This window comes from Pseudomonas sp. S4_EA_1b, assembly GCF_016307435.1.
Taxonomy (GTDB): domain Bacteria; phylum Pseudomonadota; class Gammaproteobacteria; order Pseudomonadales; family Pseudomonadaceae; genus Aquipseudomonas; species Aquipseudomonas rhodesiae.
Window position 1 is genome coordinate 25,939 of the sequence record NZ_JAEILC010000046.1, and the last position, 17,494, is coordinate 43,432.

Here is a 17,494-nt window from a genome sequence, read left to right on the forward strand (position 1 = left end):
AAATTTAAAGGGTCTCGGATCCGGTCAGGCGCTTGATGGTGCTGCGCAGGATGGGGCTTTCGGGTTGTTCCTTGAGGAACTTTTCCCAGATTTGACGGGCTTCGCGCTGTTTGCCATTGGCCCACAACACTTCGCCCAAATGGGCCGCGACTTCCTGATCGGGAAAGCGCTCCAACGCCTGGCGCAGCAAGCGTTCGGCTTCATCCAGGTTACCCAGGCGGTAATTCACCCAACCGAGGCTGTCGAGGACGGCCGGGTCTTCCGGATTGAGTTTGTGCGCTTGTTCGATCAGCGCCTTGGCCTCGTCGTAGCGGGTGGTGCGATCGGACAAGGTGTAACCCAGGGCGTTGAGGGCCATGGCGTTGTCGGGGTCGCGCTTGATGATCAGGCGCAGGTCTTTTTCCATCTGCGCCAAATCATTGCGTTTTTCCGCCTGCATGGCGCGGGTGTACAGCAGGTTCAAATCGTCGGGGAATTGCAACAAGGCTTGTTGCAGCACTTTCCAGGCGCGATCACCCTGACTATTGGCCGATAAGGTCTCAGCCTGAATCAGGTACAACTGGATGGCATAGTCCGGCTCGGCATCCCGCGCGGCGGCCAGGCGTTTTTCCGCCTCATCGGTGCGGCCGTTGCTCATCAGGATATCGGCCTGGCGCAGTTGGGCCGGCAGGTAATCGTTACCGGAGCCGACCTGAGCGTATTCGAGCAGGGCTGCCTGTGGGTCGTTGCGCTCTTCGGCAATGCGGCCCAGGTTCAGGTGCGCGGAATCCACATGGCTTTCCCGGGCGATCAGCTCTTCCAGGTACCCTTTGGCCTCGTCCCAGGCTTTGGCTTCCAGGCATACCAGGGCCAGGGAGTAGCGCAGTTCATCGTCGTCCGGATATTGCTGGACCAGATTGGCGAACTGCACTTTGGCGTCCTCCATGCGGTCCTGCTCCACCAGCATACGTGCGTAAGTCAGGCGCAGGCGCTTGTCTTCCGGGTATTTCTTGATGCTTTTTTCCAGCAAGGGAATCGCTTCCTTGCCGCGATTGAGATTCTGCAGCAAGCGTGCGCGCAGCAGGATGGGAGCGATTTCCCCCTCATCCGGCGGGTTTTGTTCCAGCAGCTTCAGCGCTGCTTCGGCTTCGTCATCCTGTTGCAGCAGCAAGGCCTTGCCGAAAATCAGCTGGCTGTTTTTCGGGTGCTTCTGTAGCAGTCGGTCGAAACTGTTCATCAGGCCATTGCGGGTGTCCTGGTCGGTGTCGGCGGCCGACAGCGCCAGGAAGTCGAAATGGGTGTCACCTTTGCCCTGCAGGACTTTCTCCATATACACCATGGAGTCGTCATAGCGCCCGGCCCGCGCCAACTGAATGGCCGCCGCCCGTTGTGCTTCCAAGTCGTCAGGGGCGTTTTTCGCCCAGATCAGCGACGTGTCCAGCGCCGCCTGATCGGCCCCCAAGTACTCGGCGATGCGAAACGCGCGCTCGGAGATCCCCGGGTCCTGCGTATTGATGGCCTGGGTCACGTAGTTATCCAGCGCAATATCGAAGCGATTGCGCTGGCCGGCCAGCTCCGCGGTCAGCAGGCTGTACACCGTTTCTTCGCTGAACGATGAGTAAACCTTGGGCTTTTCAGGGGCGGGGGTGCTGTCTTCTGTCGGCGGCGTACCGTCCGGCTGCACGGGGGCCATGGCCTGGCAGCCGCTGAGGAAGACAAAAGCAAGGAGCAACGCGGAAGATCTATTCATATAGGAAGAGGACGACTAACCTGCGGTCGGATCATCATGACACAAGCCTTCGGCCAAACATAACCGAGTCTCAGTGCGTGTCTTTTATAGGCACAAGGTATAGGGACAATAGACGACGGTGGTTGTTCTGAATCTTTCGAAGTAGGACAATCGCCGGCTTCCCGACATCATCAGCGATATTGAATGGCCTTCCTCGCACTCGGTATTAACCACAAGACTGCCTCTGTAGACGTGCGCGAGCGCGTGGCGTTTACGCCTGAGCAGTTGGTTGAAGCCTTGCAGCAGCTCTGCCGGCTCACCGACAGTCGCGAAGCTGCGATCCTTTCGACCTGCAATCGCAGTGAGCTTTATATAGAACAGGAACATCTCTCTGCGGATGTCGTCCTGCGCTGGCTGGCCGATTATCACCATTTGAGCCTCGACGAGCTGCGCGCCAGTGCTTATGTGCATGAAGAGGATGCGGCAGTTCGTCACATGATGCGTGTGGCGGCCGGTCTCGATTCGCTGGTGTTGGGCGAACCGCAGATCCTGGGCCAGATGAAATCCGCCTACGCCGTGGCGCGCGAAGCCGGCACCGTTGGTCCGTTGCTGGGTCGGCTGTTCCAGGCCACGTTCAATTCCGCCAAGCAGGTGCGCACCGACACGGCGATCGGCGAAAACCCGGTGTCCGTGGCGTTCGCGGCCGTCAGCCTGGCCAAGCAGATTTTCAGTGACCTGCAGCGCAGCCAGGCGCTGCTGATCGGCGCCGGGGAAACCATCACCCTGGTCGCTCGTCACCTGCACGACCTGGGGGTCAAGCGTATCGTGGTGGCCAACCGTACCTTGGAGCGCGCCAGTATCCTGGCCGAACAGTTCGGCGCCCATGCGGTGCTGCTGGCGGATATCCCGGCCGAACTGGTGCGCAGCGATATCGTCATCAGCTCCACCGCCAGCCAGTTGCCGATCCTGGGCAAAGGCGCGGTTGAGAGCGCGCTGAAGCTGCGCAAGCACAAGCCGATTTTCATGGTGGATATCGCCGTTCCTCGGGATATCGAGCCCGAAGTCGGCGAGTTGGACGATGTTTATCTGTACAGCGTCGACGATCTGCACGAAGTGGTCGCCGAAAACCTCAAGACTCGTCAGGGCGCAGCCCAGGCCGCCGAGGAAATGGTCAGCACCGGCGCCGAAGATTTCATGGTGCGCTTGCGTGAACTGGCGGCGGTGGACGTGCTCAAGGCGTATCGTCAGCAGGGCGAACGACTGCGCGACGAAGAACTGATCAAGGCCCAGCGTTTGCTGGCCAATGGCAGCAGCGCCGAAGAGGTGTTGATGCAGTTGGCGCGTGGCCTGACCAACAAATTGCTGCATGCACCCAGTGTGCAACTTAAGAAATTGACCGCCGAAGGCCGCCTCGATGCGCTGGCCATGGCCCAGGAACTTTTTGCCCTCGGAGAGGGCGCGTCAGACAGCTCTTCGGATAAAAAACCGCAATGAAAGCGTCACTGCTCAATAAACTGGACGTGCTCCAGGACCGTTTCGAAGAACTGACCGCCTTGCTCGGCGATGGCGAGGTCATCGCCGATCAAGCCAAATTCCGTGCCTATTCCAAGGAATACGCCGAAGTTGAGCCCGTGGTCGCCACCTATAAGAACCTGCTGAAAGTGCAGGCCGACCTTGAAGGCGCCCAGGCACTGCTCAAGGACAGCGACCCGGACATGCGTGAAATGGCCGTGGAAGAAGTCCGCGAGGCCAAGGAAAAACTCGCCGAGCTGGAAGGCGACCTGCAACGCATGCTGCTGCCCAAGGACCCCAACGACGGACGCAACGTGTTCCTCGAAATCCGCGCCGGCACCGGTGGCGACGAGGCGGCGATCTTCTCCGGCGACCTGTTCCGTATGTACTCGCGCTACGCTGAGCGTCGCGGCTGGCGTGTGGAGATCCTGTCGGAGAACGAAGGCGAACACGGTGGCTTTAAAGAAGTCATCGCCCGCGTCGAAGGCGACAATGTCTACGGCAAGCTGAAGTTCGAGTCCGGCGCGCACCGTGTGCAACGGGTGCCGGCCACCGAGTCCCAGGGCCGCATCCACACCTCGGCCTGCACCGTCGCCGTGCTGCCCGAGCCGGATGAACAGGAAGCCATCGAGATCAACCCGGCCGACTTGCGCATCGATACCTATCGTTCGTCCGGTGCCGGCGGCCAGCACGTCAACAAGACCGACTCGGCGATCCGTATCACCCACTTGCCGTCGGGCATCGTGGTGGAATGTCAGGAAGAGCGCTCCCAGCACAAGAACCGGGCGCGTGCCATGTCCTGGCTGTCGGCCAAGCTCAATGACCAGCAGACCAGCGCCGCCGCCAATGCGATCGCCACTGAGCGCAAGCTGCTGGTGGGCTCGGGCGACCGCTCCGAGCGCATTCGCACGTACAACTTCGCCCAGGGCCGAGTGACCGATCACCGAATCAACCTAACCCTGTATTCCCTGGACGAAATCCTCGCCGGCGGCGTTGAAGCGGTGATCGAGCCGTTGCTCGCCGAATACCAGGCCGATCAACTAGCGGCCATAGGTGAATAAATGACCATCATCGCCAGCCTGTTGCGCGCCGCCGACCTGCCGGATTCGCCCACCGCGCGCCTGGACGCCGAATTGTTACTGGCTGCGGCCCTGGGTAAATCGCGCAGCTATCTGCACACCTGGCCGGAAAAAATCGTCAGTAGCGAAGACGCGCTGACGTTTGCCGGCTACCTGCAACGCCGCCGCGCGGGCGAGCCGGTGGCTTATATTCTCGGCCAGCAAGGCTTTTGGAAACTCGACCTTGAAGTGGCGCCACACACGCTGATCCCGCGTCCCGAGACCGAAATGCTGGTGGAGGCGGCGCTGGAATTATTGCCGGCCACGCCCGCCCGCGTGCTTGACCTGGGCACCGGCAGCGGCGCGATTGCTCTGGCCCTGGCCAGCGAGCGACCGGCCTGGCAAGTGACCGCGGTCGACCGTGTGCTGGAAGCGGTGGCCCTGGCCGAGCGCAATCGCCAGCGTCTGCACTTGAATAACGCCACGGTACTCAACAGCCATTGGTTCAGCGCCCTGCACGGGCACTCCTACGATCTGATCATCAGCAACCCGCCGTATATCGCCGACAACGACCCGCATCTGGTGGCCGGCGACGTGCGTTTCGAGCCCGCCAGCGCCCTGGTGGCGGGCCATGATGGTTTGGATGACCTGCGTCTGATCATCCAGGACGCGCCCGCCCACCTGAATGCGGGTGGCTGGTTGCTGTTGGAGCACGGTTACGATCAAGCCCCTGCGGTGCGCGACCTGTTGCAGAGCCAAGGTTTTGAGCAAGTGCACAGCCGCGTCGACCTTGGCGGGCACGAACGTATCACCTTAGGGCGCCGGCCGTGCTGACCGATCAGGAGCTGTTGCGCTATAGCCGACAGATTCTGTTGCAGCATGTCGACATTGACGGGCAATTGCGCCTCAAAAACGGCCGTGCCCTGATAGTCGGCCTTGGCGGTCTGGGCGCGCCGGTAGCGCTGTACCTGGCCGCTGCGGGCGTTGGCCAGTTGCATTTGGCGGATTTCGACACGGTCGACTTGACCAACTTGCAACGCCAGATCATCCATGACACCGACAGCGTCGGGCAGACCAAAGTCGACTCGGCCATGCGTCGCTTGAGCGCGATCAACCCCGACATCCAACTGGTGCCCCATCGCACCGCGCTGGATGCCGATTCGCTGGCCGCAGCCGTGGCTCAAGTGGATGTGGTGCTCGATTGCAGTGACAACTTCTCTACCCGCGAGGCGGTCAATGCCGCCTGTGTCGCCGCCGCGAAGCCGTTGATCAGCGGCGCTGCGATTCGTCTGGAAGGGCAATTGTCAGTGTTTGACCCCCGTCGCGCCGACAGCCCGTGCTACCACTGTTTATATGGGCACGGCAGCGACGCCGAATTGACCTGTAGCGAAGCCGGTGTCGTCGGGCCGCTGGTGGGCTTGGTCGGCAGCCTGCAAGCCCTGGAGGCCCTGAAGGTGTTGGCCGGTTTTGGCGAGCCGTTGGTCGGGCGTTTATTGCTGATCGATGCCTTGACCACGCGTTTCCGCGAGCTGCGGGTCAAGCGCGACCCTGGCTGCAGTGTCTGCGGGACTCGCCATGGGTAAGGATGCGCCGATCGGTGTGTTCGATTCCGGTGTCGGTGGCCTGTCGGTGCTGGAGGAAATCCAGCAACTACTGCCCCACGAGTCGCTGCTCTACGTCGCCGATTGCGGGCATATCCCTTATGGCGAGAAAACTCCGGCCTTTATTCGCGAGCGTTCGCGGCGGGTGGCGGCGTTTTTCCGCGAGCAGGGCGCCAAAGCATTCGTAATTGCCTGCAACACGGCGACGGTGGCCGCCGTCGCCGACCTGCGTCTGGACTACCCCGATTGGCCGCTGGTGGGCATGGAGCCCGCCGTCAAACCCGCTGCCGCCGCGACCCGCAGTGGCGTGGTCGGCGTGCTCGCCACCACCGGCACCCTGCAAAGCGCCAAGTTCGCGGCGCTGCTCGACCGTTTTGCCACCGACGTGCGCGTAGTTACCCAGCCATGCCCGGGCTTGGTGGAACTGATTGAAACCGGCGACCTGAGCAGCCCGGCCCTGCGCCAGTTGTTACAGGGCTACGTCGACCCCCTGCTCAGTGCCGGTTGCGACACCATCATCCTCGGTTGTACCCACTACCCCTTCCTTAAACCGATGCTGGCGCAAATGCTGCCGCCGAGCGTCATCCTCATCGATACTGGCGCCGCAGTGGCACGGCAGCTCAAGCGCTTATTGGGCGAGCGCGACCTGTTGGCCGACCGGAAACCTGCTCCCGCGCAGTTCTGGACCAGCGGCGATCTGTCTCACCTAAGAAATATCCTACCGACACTATGGAAACATCCCGGAATCGTGCGAAGCTTCGCCTCGTGAAAATTTCGTGAAATTTCGTGATTAGAAGCTGAACTTCTGACTCTGCGCAGGCTTCTATAGCGAGATTGCTTGTACAAAACACCATACAAACTTGTTCGGAAGGAACGTTTAATGAAGCGCTTGTTCTGTTTGGCTGCGATTGCGGCCGCCGTTGTAGGACACTCGTTTTCGGCGCAGGCCGCCGGCCTCGAATTCGGTCTGGGGGCCACCAGCGATTCGACGTTGACATACCGCCTGGGGCTGACTTCGGATTGGGATAAGAGTTGGATGCAAAGCGATGTAGGTCGCCTGACCGGTTACTGGAGCGGTGCTTACACGTACTGGGAAGGTGATGACCGCGCAGGCGCCAGCAGTCTGTCGTTCTCACCGGTGTTTGTGTACGAATTTGCCGGGCAATCGGTCAAACCGTACATTGAGGCCGGCATCGGCGTTGCGGTGTTCTCCCGTACCAAGCTGGAAGACAACAACATCGGCCAGGCTTTTCAGTTCGAAGACCGTTTGGGTTTCGGGCTGCGTTTTACCGGCGGGCATGAAGTGGGCATTCGCGCCACCCATTATTCCAACGCCGGTATCAGCAGCAACAACGATGGGGTAGAGAGCTACGCGCTGCACTACACCATGCCGTTGTAATCACCCGCATTGCAAAACGCTGCGGGGGCGGCTTGTGCCCTCCCGCATTGCGATCAGATATACGCCGTCGCAATTCCCTGGCGTTCTTCCAGGCACTCCGGTGCGCCCATCTCGAATTCCCGACAAATCAGCGGGCGCCGCTCGTAAATCGTACACATCATCGTGTCCCGATCCAGCGCCGCACACCAGCCGTCGTCCAGGCGCAGCATCACTTCACCGCCCCAATCGTCTGTGTCGATATAGCGCTCAGGCACGCCCGTATCGGTAATCAGCATGACTTCCAGCTGGCAGCAGCACGCCGCACACGTAGAGCAGGTGACGGCGGGTTCAGCGATTTGGATGTGGGGGATGTTGGTCATAGGCGCGCAGTGTAAGGCATGGGCGAGTCTCGGGTGTGAAAGGTCTGACAGACGTCAGCGCGCCAATCGATGCAGCCCGACAAAAACCACTGCCCACAGCAGCGCCAGCCCGATCAGCGTGGGCGCCACGTCAAAGCCGAATTCCACGCCTGCCAACTGGCTGCCGGCGTAATACGACAGCGGCCCGCCCACTGCGCCTAATACGGCGGCTCGCCACCAGGGGCGTGCGCTCCATGCCAGGCAATGACGCAACGTGGTGGCCAGCAGCGCCCACAGCAGCATCAGCCAAAACGGGATCAACGGCCCCGGTTCGCTGAACTGAAACACACCCAGCGCTCGCAGTAACGTGTCCAGCAGCGTGCCCGCCACAGTCACGCCAATGATCAGCGCGCCATCCTTGGCCCAAGAACTTATCCACAGCAGATGAACGGCCAGCACCGCCACGCCAATCAGCAACCAGGGGCCGTCGCCGCCCAGCACGCAGGCAAACCAGCCGGACTGGAACAGCGCGGCGTTGGCCAGGTTTTTAAGCATTGAAACGGCCGAGGAGCGGAGGGTTGATCGCCGCCGGTTTGGCCAGCAGCAACTGAGCGGTGCCGATGGTGCGCTCCATAAAGCCACCTTCGCAGTAGCACAGGTAGAACTCCCACAGCCGCAGGAAGTACTCGTCGTAGCCCAGTTCCGTCAGGCGGCCATGGGCGCGGCGAAAATTCTCATGCCACAGGCGCAGGGTTTTTGCGTAGTGCAGACCGAAGTCTTCCATGTGCAGCAAGTTCATATCGGTGTCGCGGCTGACGATCTGCAGCATGTTCTGCACCGAGGGCAGGGCGCCGCCGGGGAAGATGTAGCGCTGGATAAAATCCACGCTGCGTTTGGCTTGCTCGAAACGCTGTTCGCGGATGGTGATGGCTTGCAGCAACATCAGGCCGTCGCGCTTGAGCAACTGTGCACATTGCTTGAAGTAGGTGGGCAGAAAGCGATGACCCACAGCCTCGATCATCTCGATGGACACCAGTTTGTCGTACTCGCCCGTGAGATCGCGATAATCCCTTAGCAGCAGGGTGACCTGATCTTGCAGGCCCAACGCCTGGATGCGTTGTTCGGTGTACGCAAATTGTTCTTTGGACAGGGTCGTGGTGGTGACCTTGCAGCCATAGTGCTGCGCGGCATACAGCGCCATGCTGCCCCAGCCGGTGCCGATCTCCAGCAAATGGTCGCTGGGTTTGAGGGCAAGCTTCTGGCAGATACGCTCCAGTTTGTTCAGTTGCGCCTGTTCCAGGGTGTCGTCGGCCGTCAGAAATTGCGCCGCCGAGTACATCATGGTTGGGTCGAGGAATTGTTCGAACAGCTCATTGCCCAGGTCGTAGTGGGCGGCGATGTTTTTTTGCGAGCCCTCGCGCGTATTACGGTTGAGCCAGTGCAGGCTCTGAGTCAGCGGGCGGGCGAGGCGGGCCAAGCCACCTTCCAGCGCGTCGAGTACGTCCAGGTTGCTGACCATCACCCGCACCACGGCGGTCAGGTCCGGGCTGGTCCAGTAGCCATGGATAAACGCTTCGCCGGCGCCGATCGAACCGTTGGCCGCCACCAGGCCCCACACGGCCGGATCGACGATCTGGATTTCCCCCAACAGGTGCGCTTCCCGTGCGCCGACCACTTGGCGTTCACCGTCCTCGATCACCACCAACTGGCCATGGCGCAATTGGCTGAGTTGACGCAGCACACCCTTGCGCAGCAGCGCGGTGGTCATGCCGTTGACGTTCAGGCGGCTGGCCTTGACCGATAAGCTAGGGGATTTCATGGCGATGTTCCTTGGTATACCCGACGGCGGTGCGAGAGGCGCCATCGGCGGCCCGGTGGGAGAAAATCGGTGTGCGTTTGAGCAACAGGCGCAGGGCCTGCCAGTAAATGGCCAGGCAGGTCTTGGCGGTCATCCACGGAAAACGTCCCAGGTAGCGGTGCAGACTGGCGCGGGTCAGCGCCTCTTTGTGCAGGCTCAGGGTGGCGTCGAAGACTTTCAGCTCGCCCTGCCAGTCGGCCATATGCACGCCAAGCCGCTCGGCGGGCGGGCTGAAGCTCATGCGGTATTCCAGGTCCCGCGGCAGGAACGGCGATACATGGAACGCCTTGGCCACGGCGAAATGCTGGTGCTCGTCCGCGCCCAGTGCCTGGGCCGGCAGCACGTAGTGGTAGCGTTCGCGCCAAGGGGTGTTGGTTACTTCACACAGGATCGCGGCCAATTGCCCATCGGCCTCGAAACAGTAGAAGAAACTCACCGGATTAAAAGCCAGGCCCCAACTGCGAGCCTGGGTCAGTAGGCAGATAACGCCCTGGGGTGTGCGCCCCAGCGCCTTGCCGACTTCCTGGCGCACGGCATCGCTCAGGCTCATACCGTGGCCGGTCAACTCACGCAGGTAGTCCTGCTGGCGAAAACCGAAGGGCGCCAGGCGGCTACGCCCGGCCAGGGGCGAGAGCCCGAGCACTTGGTCTTCTTCGCTCAAATCCAGGTACAGCAGGCCGATGCGGTAGCGAAAGGCATGAGCCTTGGGCGCAAACCGGCGGTGGGCAATCCAGCCGCTGTACAGGGCGCTGTTCACAGGGTCTCTCCGAAGGTTTGCGCCACGCGCAGGGCGCTGACCACGCCGTCTTCGTGGAACCCGTTGGCCCAATAGGCACCGCAATAATGGGTATGTCGGGCGCCGTTCAGTTCTTCCCAGCGCTGCTGGGCGGCAACGGCGGCCAGGCTGTATTGCGGGTGGGCGTAGGTAAAGCGCGCGAGGATCTTCAGCGGGTTGATCACCGCCGTCTGGTTGAGGCTCACGCAAAAGGTCGTGGTGCTGTCGATGCCTTGCAGGATGTTCATGTCGTAGGTTACGGCGGCCTGGGCCTGACTGTCGCCGGTCAGCCGGTAGTTCCAACTGGCCCAGGCCAGCCTGCGGTCGGGCAGCAGGCGCGTGTCGGTGTGCAGCACTACGTCGTTGTCGGCGTAGGGCAGGGCGCCGAGGATCTCCTGCTCGGCCTGGCTCGGGTCGCCGAGTAACGCCAGGGCTTGATCGCTATGGCAGGCGAACACCACTCGGTCGAACGTCTCGCTACCGGCCGCGCTGTAGATAACCACACCGTCCTCGTTGCGTTCGACTTTATGCACAGGGCAGTTCAGGCGGATCCGCTCACGAAAACCGCGCGTCAGCGGTTCGATATAAGCGCTGGAGCCGCCTTCGATCACGCACCATTGCGGGCGATTGTTCACCGACAACAAGCCGTGGTTCTTGAAGAACCGTACAAAGAACTGCAACGGAAACCCCAACATGTCCGCCAGTGACATCGACCAGATCGCTGCCCCCATCGGCACGATGTAGTGGCGCACGAAGCGCTCACCGTAACCGCCGGCAGTGAGGTAGTCGCCCAGGGTCATATCGGCGCTGATCCGTTGTTCTTGCAGATCCAGCGGAGCCTGGCGGTTGAAGCGCAGGATGTCGCGCAACATGCCCCAGAAGCCTGGCGAGAGGATATTGCGGCGCTGGGCGAACAGGCTGTTGAGGTTGTTGCCGTTGTACTCGAACCGGGTGCGCTCGTCGCACACCGAAAAACTCATCTCGGTGGGTTTGAACGCCACGCCGATCTGCCCCAGTAACCGAATGAAGTTGGGGTAGGTCCAGTCGTTGAACACGATAAAACCGGTGTCCACCGCGTAGGGTTGGCCCTCCACCGTCACGTTGACCGTATGGGTATGCCCGCCGATGCGGTCGCCCGCTTCGAACAGGGTTATATCGTGACGGCGGCTGAGCAGATAGGCGCTGGTCAGCCCGGCGATACCGCTGCCGATAATGGCGATCTTCACAGGTCGTCCTTCTTCGGCGGTGGGCTGCGCAACATGCGTTTGCCGATGATCAATTGCGCGCGGTTGGGCAGTTTCGACAACGGCCACAAGGTGGCGATAAACAGCGCGGGGAAGGCGATCTCCAACGGACGCTTGCTCAGCTTGGCGAAGATATGCCGCGCGGCTTTGTCGGCGGGCCAGCTCAGGGGCATCGGGAAGTCGTTGCGTTCGGTCAGGGGCGTGTCGACAAAGCCTGGGCTGATCACGGTAACGTCGATGTTCTCCGGCGACAGGCTGATGCGCAGCGATTCGAACAAGTAGCGCAGGCCGGCCTTGGACGCACCGTACGCCTCGGCACGTGGCATTGGCAGGTAAGTCACGGCGCTGGCGACGCCCACCAGGTGCGGCGTGAGCCCGGCGCGCAGCAACGGCAGGGCGGCTTCGATGCAATAACTGCTGGCCAGCAGGTTGGTGCGCACGACGTGCTCGATGATCGATGAGTCGAACTGGCGGGCGTCCACGTATTCGCACGTGCCGGCGTTGAGGATCACTGTGTCCAGCGCACCCCATACCTGAGCGATGTGCTCGCCGATTTCGCGCACAGTCTGGCTGTTGGTCAGGTCGCCGGCCACCACCAGCACTTGGCCAGGGTAACGCTGCGCCAACGCCTCCAGCGGCTCTTTGGTGCGCGAGCTCAAGGCCACCTGGGCGCCGCTGTTGAGCAGCTCCACGGCCAGCGCGGCGCCGATGCCACTGCTGGCGCCAGTCAGCCAATAACGACGAGGCGTCACTGCGTTCATCCCACTCTCCTTTTCAGCCAGCTGATCACCTTGCCCAACACGGGCAGGTGTTCGTACAGCAGTGCCCCGGCATCGAAATAATCCCGATGGCGGTACACCGTTTCACGCCACATCAGGTGTGAGCAGCCTTCCACGCGGATGACCTTGCCATTGGCCAGGCGCGGGTGGCAGAAGCTCATTTTCCAGCGCAGGTAGCCTTCGCCCTCGGCGACCTGATCGAAACCGTGGAAATCGAAGCGTAACTGGCTGACGTTGCCGTACAGCGACTCGAAATAGCGGTGCAGCGCGGTCAAGCCGTGCACTTCGTGAAGCGGATCGGTGAAGGTGATGTCCTTGCTGTACAGACTGTCGAGCAAGTGCAGGTTGTGCTTGTCCAGGGTGGCGAAGGTCTGGGCGAAACGGCGCAGGAAATCACTCATGGGCACCTCCTACCGCTTCGCGCGACGGCAGACTGCGGAACGCCGCCAGGGCGCGCTCGCGGGATTTTTTCAAATCGACAATGGCGCGCGGGTAATCCGCCACGCCAAACAGTCCGCCAACCGCGTCGGGGTTGTGGACTTCCTTTTTATTCAGTCCGGCCAGTTCCGGCAGCCAGTGCTTGATGAACACGCCTTCGCTGTCGAATTTTTCCGATTGGCTCAGCGGGCTGAAAATCCGGAAGTACGGCGCCGAGTCGGTGCCGGTGGAAGAGCTCCACTGCCAGCCGCCATTATTGGCGGCCAAGTCGCCGTCGATCAGATGGCGCATGAAGAACCGTTCGCCTTCGCGCCAATCGATCAACAGATTCTTGGTCAGGAACATCGCCACCACCATGCGCAGGCGGTTATGCATCCAGCCGGTTTCAAGCAACTGGCGCATCGCCGCGTCGATGATCGGCAGACCGGTGCGCGCCTCTTGCCAGGCCGCCAGGTCCTTGGGCGCATCGCGCCAGGCCACGGCTTCGGTTTCGGGGCGGAAGGCGCGGTGACGGGACACCCGAGGGTAGCCCACCAGAATGTGTTTGTAGAACTCACGCCACAGCAGTTCGTTGATCCAGGTGATCGCCCCGATATCGCCGCTTTCGAACTCGCCCTGATTGGTTTGCAGCGCCGCGTGCAAGCATTGGCGCGGCGAGACCACGCCGGCGGCCAGGTAGGCAGACAACTGGCTGGTGCCGGGTTTGGCCGGGAAATCGCGCTCGTCCTTGTAATAGCTGATCTGCGCATCGGCGAAGGTTTCCAGGCGGCGTCGGGCTTCGTCTTCACCGGCAGGCCAGAGGGCGCGTAGGTGTTCGCTCGGCGGTTCGAAGCCATCGACGGTGGCTGGCACGGCGTCGCTTTTGATCGCCAGTTTTGCCTGGGCCTTGGGCGTGCTCACCAGGTGCGGCAGGGCGCTGTGCAGACGGGTGTAGCAGACTTTGCGGAACTGACTGAACACCTGGAAATACGTGCCGCTTTTGGTCAGCACACTGCCGGGTTGGAAAAACAATTGATCCAGGTAGCTGTGGAAGGTCACCCCATCGGCTTCCAGCGCCGTGGCCACCGCCGCATCTCGGCGGCTTTCATGAATGCCGTATTCCTCGTTGACGTGCACCGACGCCACGCCCAACTCGCCGCACAATTGGCGGAGCACGGCGGGTACCTGGTCCCAGGTGGCGGCGGTGCGGATCAGCAACGGGATGTTGAGTTCGCCCAAGGACCGGCTCAAGTGCCGCAGGTTACGCAGCCAGAAATCCACTTTGCACGGCGCGTCATCGTGGGCCAGCCATTGTTCGGGCGTGATCAGGTACACCGCTGCCAGCGGGCCGCGCTGGCTCGCAGCGGCCAGGGCGGTATTGTCGTGAATGCGCAAGTCGGTGCGCAGCCAGATCAGGTGCATTTAGACGAGTCCACGCTGGAGCATAAGCTGGTGGGCCGACAACGGGTCTTCGGCGAGGGACAGATCCGCAAGGTCATGGCTCAATAACGCCAGCTCGGCCTGATGAATGCTCACCGTGGGGCCGACCAGCAGTGTCGGGCAATCAACACCGCCCAGTAGTTTGGCGAAGGCCGGCAGTTGCAAGGCTTTGCTCGAATACAGCAGCACGGCGCGCGGTTTGAGGTGCTCCACCGCCAGGGCCAATTCGCCGGCCGGCAGCGGCCAGTCGAACACTTCCACCGGGCAATCGGCGCTGCTGGCCAGCCAGGCGCTGAGCCACAGATGCGGCTCCAGCTGCAAGTCGGACTGGTTGATCAGCAGCAGCGGCGCACCGTGCAATTGCCGATTGTTGTGGTAAATGCGCGCGCCAAACTTGCTACGCAGCCACGACAGGAAAAACACCCGCTCCATCTGCGCGCCGAACTGGCCCTGCCAGCGTTGCTCCAGTTCCTGGATCAGCGGTAGCAGCAGTTGCTCGCACAAGGTGCGCGGCGGGTACAGCGCCATGGCCTGGTTAAAGGCATCGTCGACCCGGCGCTCGGCCAAGTCGCTGATGGCCTGCACCAATGTCTGGCGCAGACTCTGCCATTCGTTGGCAGCGCTGTCGGGGGTGATCTGGGCGGAGTCGATCAGGTTTTTCACCTGGCTGACGGGCACGCCGCGGTTAAGCCAGGTCAGGATGGCGTGGATACGTTGCACATGCTCGGCACTGAAGAGCCGATGTCCCTTGGGCGTGCGCTGCGGCACGATCAAACCGTAACGGCGTTCCCAGGCGCGCAGGGTTACGGCGTTGACGCCGGTCTGGCGCGCCACTTCACGGATCGGCAGCCAGCCGTCTTCAAGGGCTTGGGCGATGTCTTCGCCGGGTTCGTCTTGGAGGACGGCGTTCATGACGCTTTTCATGGGTTAGATCGCATTTCGCAGGCTGAGATTTTCCGGGTGCGGCTGCAAGTACGCCTGCTGCGCAATGTAGCGGTCCGGGTGTTGACGAAAGTGGTGCTTGAGCAACGTCAGCGGCACCACCAGCGGCACGATGCCGTGGCGGTATTGGCCGATGACGGTCTGCATTTCCTGTTTGTCGTCGGCGCTGATCACCTGTTTCAGGTAGCCGCTGATGTGCTGCAGCACATTGCTGTGGGTGCCGCGGGTGGCGCATTTTTTCAGGCCGGTCATCAGCTCAGTGAAGTAAACGCTGGCCAGCTCATCCAGCTCGGTACTTTTATCCATCGTGCCCAACAGGTGACCGAGGCTTTTGTAGTGCTGCGGGCTGTGAGCCATCAGCAAGTACTTGTACCGAGAATGAAAGGCCAGCAAGCGATGACGGCTCAAACCTTCGGCCAGCAGTGCTTGCCAGCTGGCATAGACGAATACGCGGGTGAGGAAGTTTTCCCGCAGGACCGGGTCATTCAAGCGACCGTCTTCTTCCACCGGCAAGTTGGGGTGGCGCGCGCAAAACGCCTGGGCATAGATGCCGCGACCGCCGCCATCCACCGGTGTGCCGTTCTCGCGATACACCTTGACCCGCTCCAGGCCACAGGACGGGGACTTCTGCATAAAGATGTAACCGCACAGGTCGGTATGCTCGCGCGCCATCTGCCGGCCGTAATCGTCCAGCGGCTGGGTCACGTTGAGGGCACGGTTCACCGTGCCGACGGCTTGCGGCTGGGCAGGGTCGCCCACCAGACGGATCGGTTCACGGGGGATGCCCAGGCCGATGGCGACTTCCGGGCACAGCGGCACAAAGTCGAAATAATCGGCCAGGGTCTGGCAACAGAGCAGGGATTGTTTATGTCCGCCATTGAAGCGCACGTTCTCGCCCAGCAGGCAGGCGCTGATGGCGATCTTCGGTTTGGTGATGCTGGACATGAGCAAACCTCTGCAAAATTCCTATACAAACAAGAGTGCCTGTACAACTAAATCTCATCATAGGTTTGATGCTGTACAAGTCAAATCATTTGTATAAGTTTTTGCGCTGAGATTATTGCCAGCCGATTTTCCACGCCCCGGCGTCTTGCAGGGTTTGCCACGGCAGGCGTTCACCCCGGCGCGTCATGACCGCTTGCAGCTCGATTTCCAACACGGTGCCTTCTTCGTCACAAAACAGTTCGGTGACCAGAAAATGCTTTTCCTTGTTTTGGGGGTGTGCTGCTGTCCACTTCGACAGCAGCAATTTGGCCGGGTTGATGCGGTTCATTGCAGATGCTCGATCAGCCGTCGCGCTGCTTCTTGCCCGCTGAGCCAGGCGCCTTCCACACGGCCGGACAAGCACCAGTCACCGCATACGTACAAGCCTAGGTCGGCATCGGCGAGCACGCCGAATTCATGGGCGCTGGACGGTCGCGCGTACAGCCAGCGATGCGCCAAGCTGAACGACGGCGCGGGCATGGCGCTGTGCAGCAGTTCGGCGAACGCGCCGTGCAGGTATTCGGTGACCGCTTCTTTGGACAGGTCCAGATGAGCCTTGCTCCACGCGCTGGTGGCGTGCAGCACCCAGGTGTCGAGGGTGGTGTCGCGCCCGGGCTTGCTGCGGTTGCGCGCCAGCCAGTCGAGGGGGCTGTCCTGTACGAAGCAGCCCTCCATTGGGGTGTCCAGCGGGGTGTCGAAGGCCAGGGCCACGGCCCAGGTAGGGTCCATTTTCACACCGGCGGCGACGCCCGCCAGTTTGGGCGCGGCTGCCAGCAGGGCAGTGGCCTGGGGCGCGGGCGTGGCGATGATGACATGGCTGAACGGCCCGTGATTGCCGCCGTCGGCGTCCTGCAGGTTCCAATGATGTTTGCCTTGGAACACCTCGGTGATGCGGCAGCCGAATTGCACCGGCAAATCATCCAGCAATGCGCGGGTGATCGCACTCATACGCGGTGTACCGACCCAGCGCACCTGCTCATCGGGTGAGGGGGTGAGCTGGCCGGACTTGAATTGATAAAGCTGTGGTTGCCACTGATCGACCACGCCCTGCGTCTGCCAGCGTTGCACCTCGGTGGCGAAGCGCCGGTCGCGGGCGGTGAAGTACTGGGCGCCCATGTCGAGCGCACCGGCATCGCTGCGTTTGCTGGACATGCGTCCGCCGCTGCCGCGGCTTTTATCGAAGAGTTGTACAAGGTGCCCGGCCTCTTTTAACGCTCGGGCGGCGGAAAGTCCGGCGATGCCGGTACCGATAATCGCGATGGGTAGAGTCATGGTGGGCCTCATTTACCGTTGGGTACAGGCTACGCCGAGACCAATAGCTGTACAATATTGTTTTTTGGTATAAGTTTTGGCGTACCTGAACCGTTGACGTGGCCTATGGTTAACCCTACGCCACGCCCGACTTCGAATTGATCCCTGCTTATAAAATAGACCAGTGA

The 17,494-nt window shown here is 61.5% G+C and carries 19 protein-coding genes; 6 read left to right on the forward strand and 13 right to left on the reverse strand.

Annotation, left to right across the window (positions count from 1 at the left end; translation table 11 throughout):
• Nucleotides 1–4: 4 nt before the first annotated feature.
• Nucleotides 5–1,729 carry a tetratricopeptide repeat protein gene (locus tag YA0848_RS16365; protein WP_034095784.1) on the reverse strand — a complete coding sequence of 575 codons (1,725 nt, stop codon included), beginning with the start codon at nucleotides 1,727–1,729 and terminating at the stop codon, nucleotides 5–7.
• A 183-nt stretch (nucleotides 1,730–1,912) separates the two neighbouring features.
• On the opposite strand from YA0848_RS16365, the gene hemA reads away from it, so the two are divergent.
• From hemA to YA0848_RS16395, 6 genes are all read left to right on the forward strand, one after another.
• Nucleotides 1,913–3,202, forward strand: a complete 1,290-nt coding sequence (gene hemA / locus YA0848_RS16370) for a glutamyl-tRNA reductase (protein ID WP_034095785.1) — start codon at nucleotides 1,913–1,915, stop codon at nucleotides 3,200–3,202.
• Nucleotides 3,199–4,281 (forward strand): peptide chain release factor 1, encoded by a 1,083-nt coding sequence (gene prfA, locus YA0848_RS16375; protein WP_169903777.1) that lies wholly within the window; start codon nucleotides 3,199–3,201, stop codon nucleotides 4,279–4,281. Before hemA ends, prfA begins: the two co-directional genes overlap by 4 nt.
• On the forward strand, nucleotides 4,282–5,112 hold the full coding sequence (gene prmC, locus YA0848_RS16380; protein WP_034095787.1) for a peptide chain release factor N(5)-glutamine methyltransferase: 831 nt from the start codon (nucleotides 4,282–4,284) through the stop codon (nucleotides 5,110–5,112).
• Nucleotides 5,106–5,861 (forward strand): molybdopterin-synthase adenylyltransferase MoeB, encoded by a 756-nt coding sequence (locus YA0848_RS16385; RefSeq protein WP_169903778.1) that lies wholly within the window; start codon nucleotides 5,106–5,108, stop codon nucleotides 5,859–5,861. The genes prmC and YA0848_RS16385 overlap by 7 nt, the downstream gene beginning before the upstream one ends.
• The gene (gene murI, locus YA0848_RS16390; protein ID WP_169903779.1) at nucleotides 5,854–6,648 is read left to right on the forward strand and encodes a glutamate racemase; all 795 of its coding nucleotides are present in this window, start codon (nucleotides 5,854–5,856) and stop codon (nucleotides 6,646–6,648) included. Before YA0848_RS16385 ends, murI begins: the two co-directional genes overlap by 8 nt.
• Nucleotides 6,649–6,759: 111 nt before the next feature.
• Nucleotides 6,760–7,278, forward strand: a complete 519-nt coding sequence (locus YA0848_RS16395) for an acyloxyacyl hydrolase (RefSeq protein ID WP_034111690.1) — start codon at nucleotides 6,760–6,762, stop codon at nucleotides 7,276–7,278.
• 53 nt (nucleotides 7,279–7,331) lie between these two features.
• Here the strand turns inward: YA0848_RS16395 and YA0848_RS16400 are convergent, their stop codons facing one another.
• From YA0848_RS16400 to YA0848_RS16455, 12 genes are all read right to left on the reverse strand, one after another.
• Nucleotides 7,332–7,637, reverse strand: coding sequence for a YkgJ family cysteine cluster protein (locus YA0848_RS16400; RefSeq protein WP_034111692.1), 306 nt, complete (start codon nucleotides 7,635–7,637; stop codon nucleotides 7,332–7,334).
• A gap of 54 nt (nucleotides 7,638–7,691) precedes the next feature.
• Nucleotides 7,692–8,171 carry a DUF2878 domain-containing protein gene (locus YA0848_RS16405; protein ID WP_169903780.1) on the reverse strand — a complete coding sequence of 160 codons (480 nt, stop codon included), beginning with the start codon at nucleotides 8,169–8,171 and terminating at the stop codon, nucleotides 7,692–7,694.
• Nucleotides 8,164–9,435 carry an SAM-dependent methyltransferase gene (locus YA0848_RS16410; protein WP_184316434.1) on the reverse strand — a complete coding sequence of 424 codons (1,272 nt, stop codon included), beginning with the start codon at nucleotides 9,433–9,435 and terminating at the stop codon, nucleotides 8,164–8,166. The genes YA0848_RS16405 and YA0848_RS16410 overlap by 8 nt, the downstream gene beginning before the upstream one ends.
• Complete coding sequence (locus YA0848_RS16415) at nucleotides 9,422–10,231, reverse strand: DUF1365 domain-containing protein (RefSeq protein ID WP_034095793.1); 810 nt, start codon at nucleotides 10,229–10,231, stop codon at nucleotides 9,422–9,424. Before YA0848_RS16415 ends, YA0848_RS16410 begins: the two co-directional genes overlap by 14 nt.
• Nucleotides 10,228–11,475 (reverse strand): NAD(P)/FAD-dependent oxidoreductase, encoded by a 1,248-nt coding sequence (locus tag YA0848_RS16420; protein WP_169903781.1) that lies wholly within the window; start codon nucleotides 11,473–11,475, stop codon nucleotides 10,228–10,230. The genes YA0848_RS16415 and YA0848_RS16420 overlap by 4 nt, the downstream gene beginning before the upstream one ends.
• Nucleotides 11,472–12,254, reverse strand: a complete 783-nt coding sequence (locus YA0848_RS16425) for an SDR family NAD(P)-dependent oxidoreductase (protein ID WP_034095795.1) — start codon at nucleotides 12,252–12,254, stop codon at nucleotides 11,472–11,474. Before YA0848_RS16425 ends, YA0848_RS16420 begins: the two co-directional genes overlap by 4 nt.
• Nucleotides 12,251–12,673: a nuclear transport factor 2 family protein gene (locus tag YA0848_RS16430; RefSeq protein ID WP_034111696.1), complete on the reverse strand. Its 423-nt coding sequence runs from the start codon at nucleotides 12,671–12,673 to the stop codon at nucleotides 12,251–12,253. The genes YA0848_RS16425 and YA0848_RS16430 overlap by 4 nt, the downstream gene beginning before the upstream one ends.
• On the reverse strand, nucleotides 12,666–14,111 hold the full coding sequence (phrB, locus tag YA0848_RS16435; protein ID WP_169903782.1) for a deoxyribodipyrimidine photo-lyase: 1,446 nt from the start codon (nucleotides 14,109–14,111) through the stop codon (nucleotides 12,666–12,668). The genes YA0848_RS16430 and phrB overlap by 8 nt, the downstream gene beginning before the upstream one ends.
• Entirely contained in the window at nucleotides 14,112–15,041 is a 930-nt protein-coding gene (locus tag YA0848_RS16440) for a MerR family transcriptional regulator (RefSeq protein WP_034095798.1), read from the reverse strand.
• A gap of 15 nt (nucleotides 15,042–15,056) precedes the next feature.
• The gene (locus YA0848_RS16445; protein ID WP_034095799.1) at nucleotides 15,057–16,016 is read right to left on the reverse strand and encodes a YbgA family protein; all 960 of its coding nucleotides are present in this window, start codon (nucleotides 16,014–16,016) and stop codon (nucleotides 15,057–15,059) included.
• Between the two features lie 112 nt (nucleotides 16,017–16,128).
• Entirely contained in the window at nucleotides 16,129–16,344 is a 216-nt protein-coding gene (locus tag YA0848_RS16450; RefSeq protein WP_034095800.1) for a TIGR02450 family Trp-rich protein, read from the reverse strand.
• Nucleotides 16,341–17,327, reverse strand: coding sequence for an NAD(P)/FAD-dependent oxidoreductase (locus tag YA0848_RS16455; protein ID WP_034095801.1), 987 nt, complete (start codon nucleotides 17,325–17,327; stop codon nucleotides 16,341–16,343). Before YA0848_RS16455 ends, YA0848_RS16450 begins: the two co-directional genes overlap by 4 nt.
• Nucleotides 17,328–17,494 lie beyond the last annotated feature (167 nt).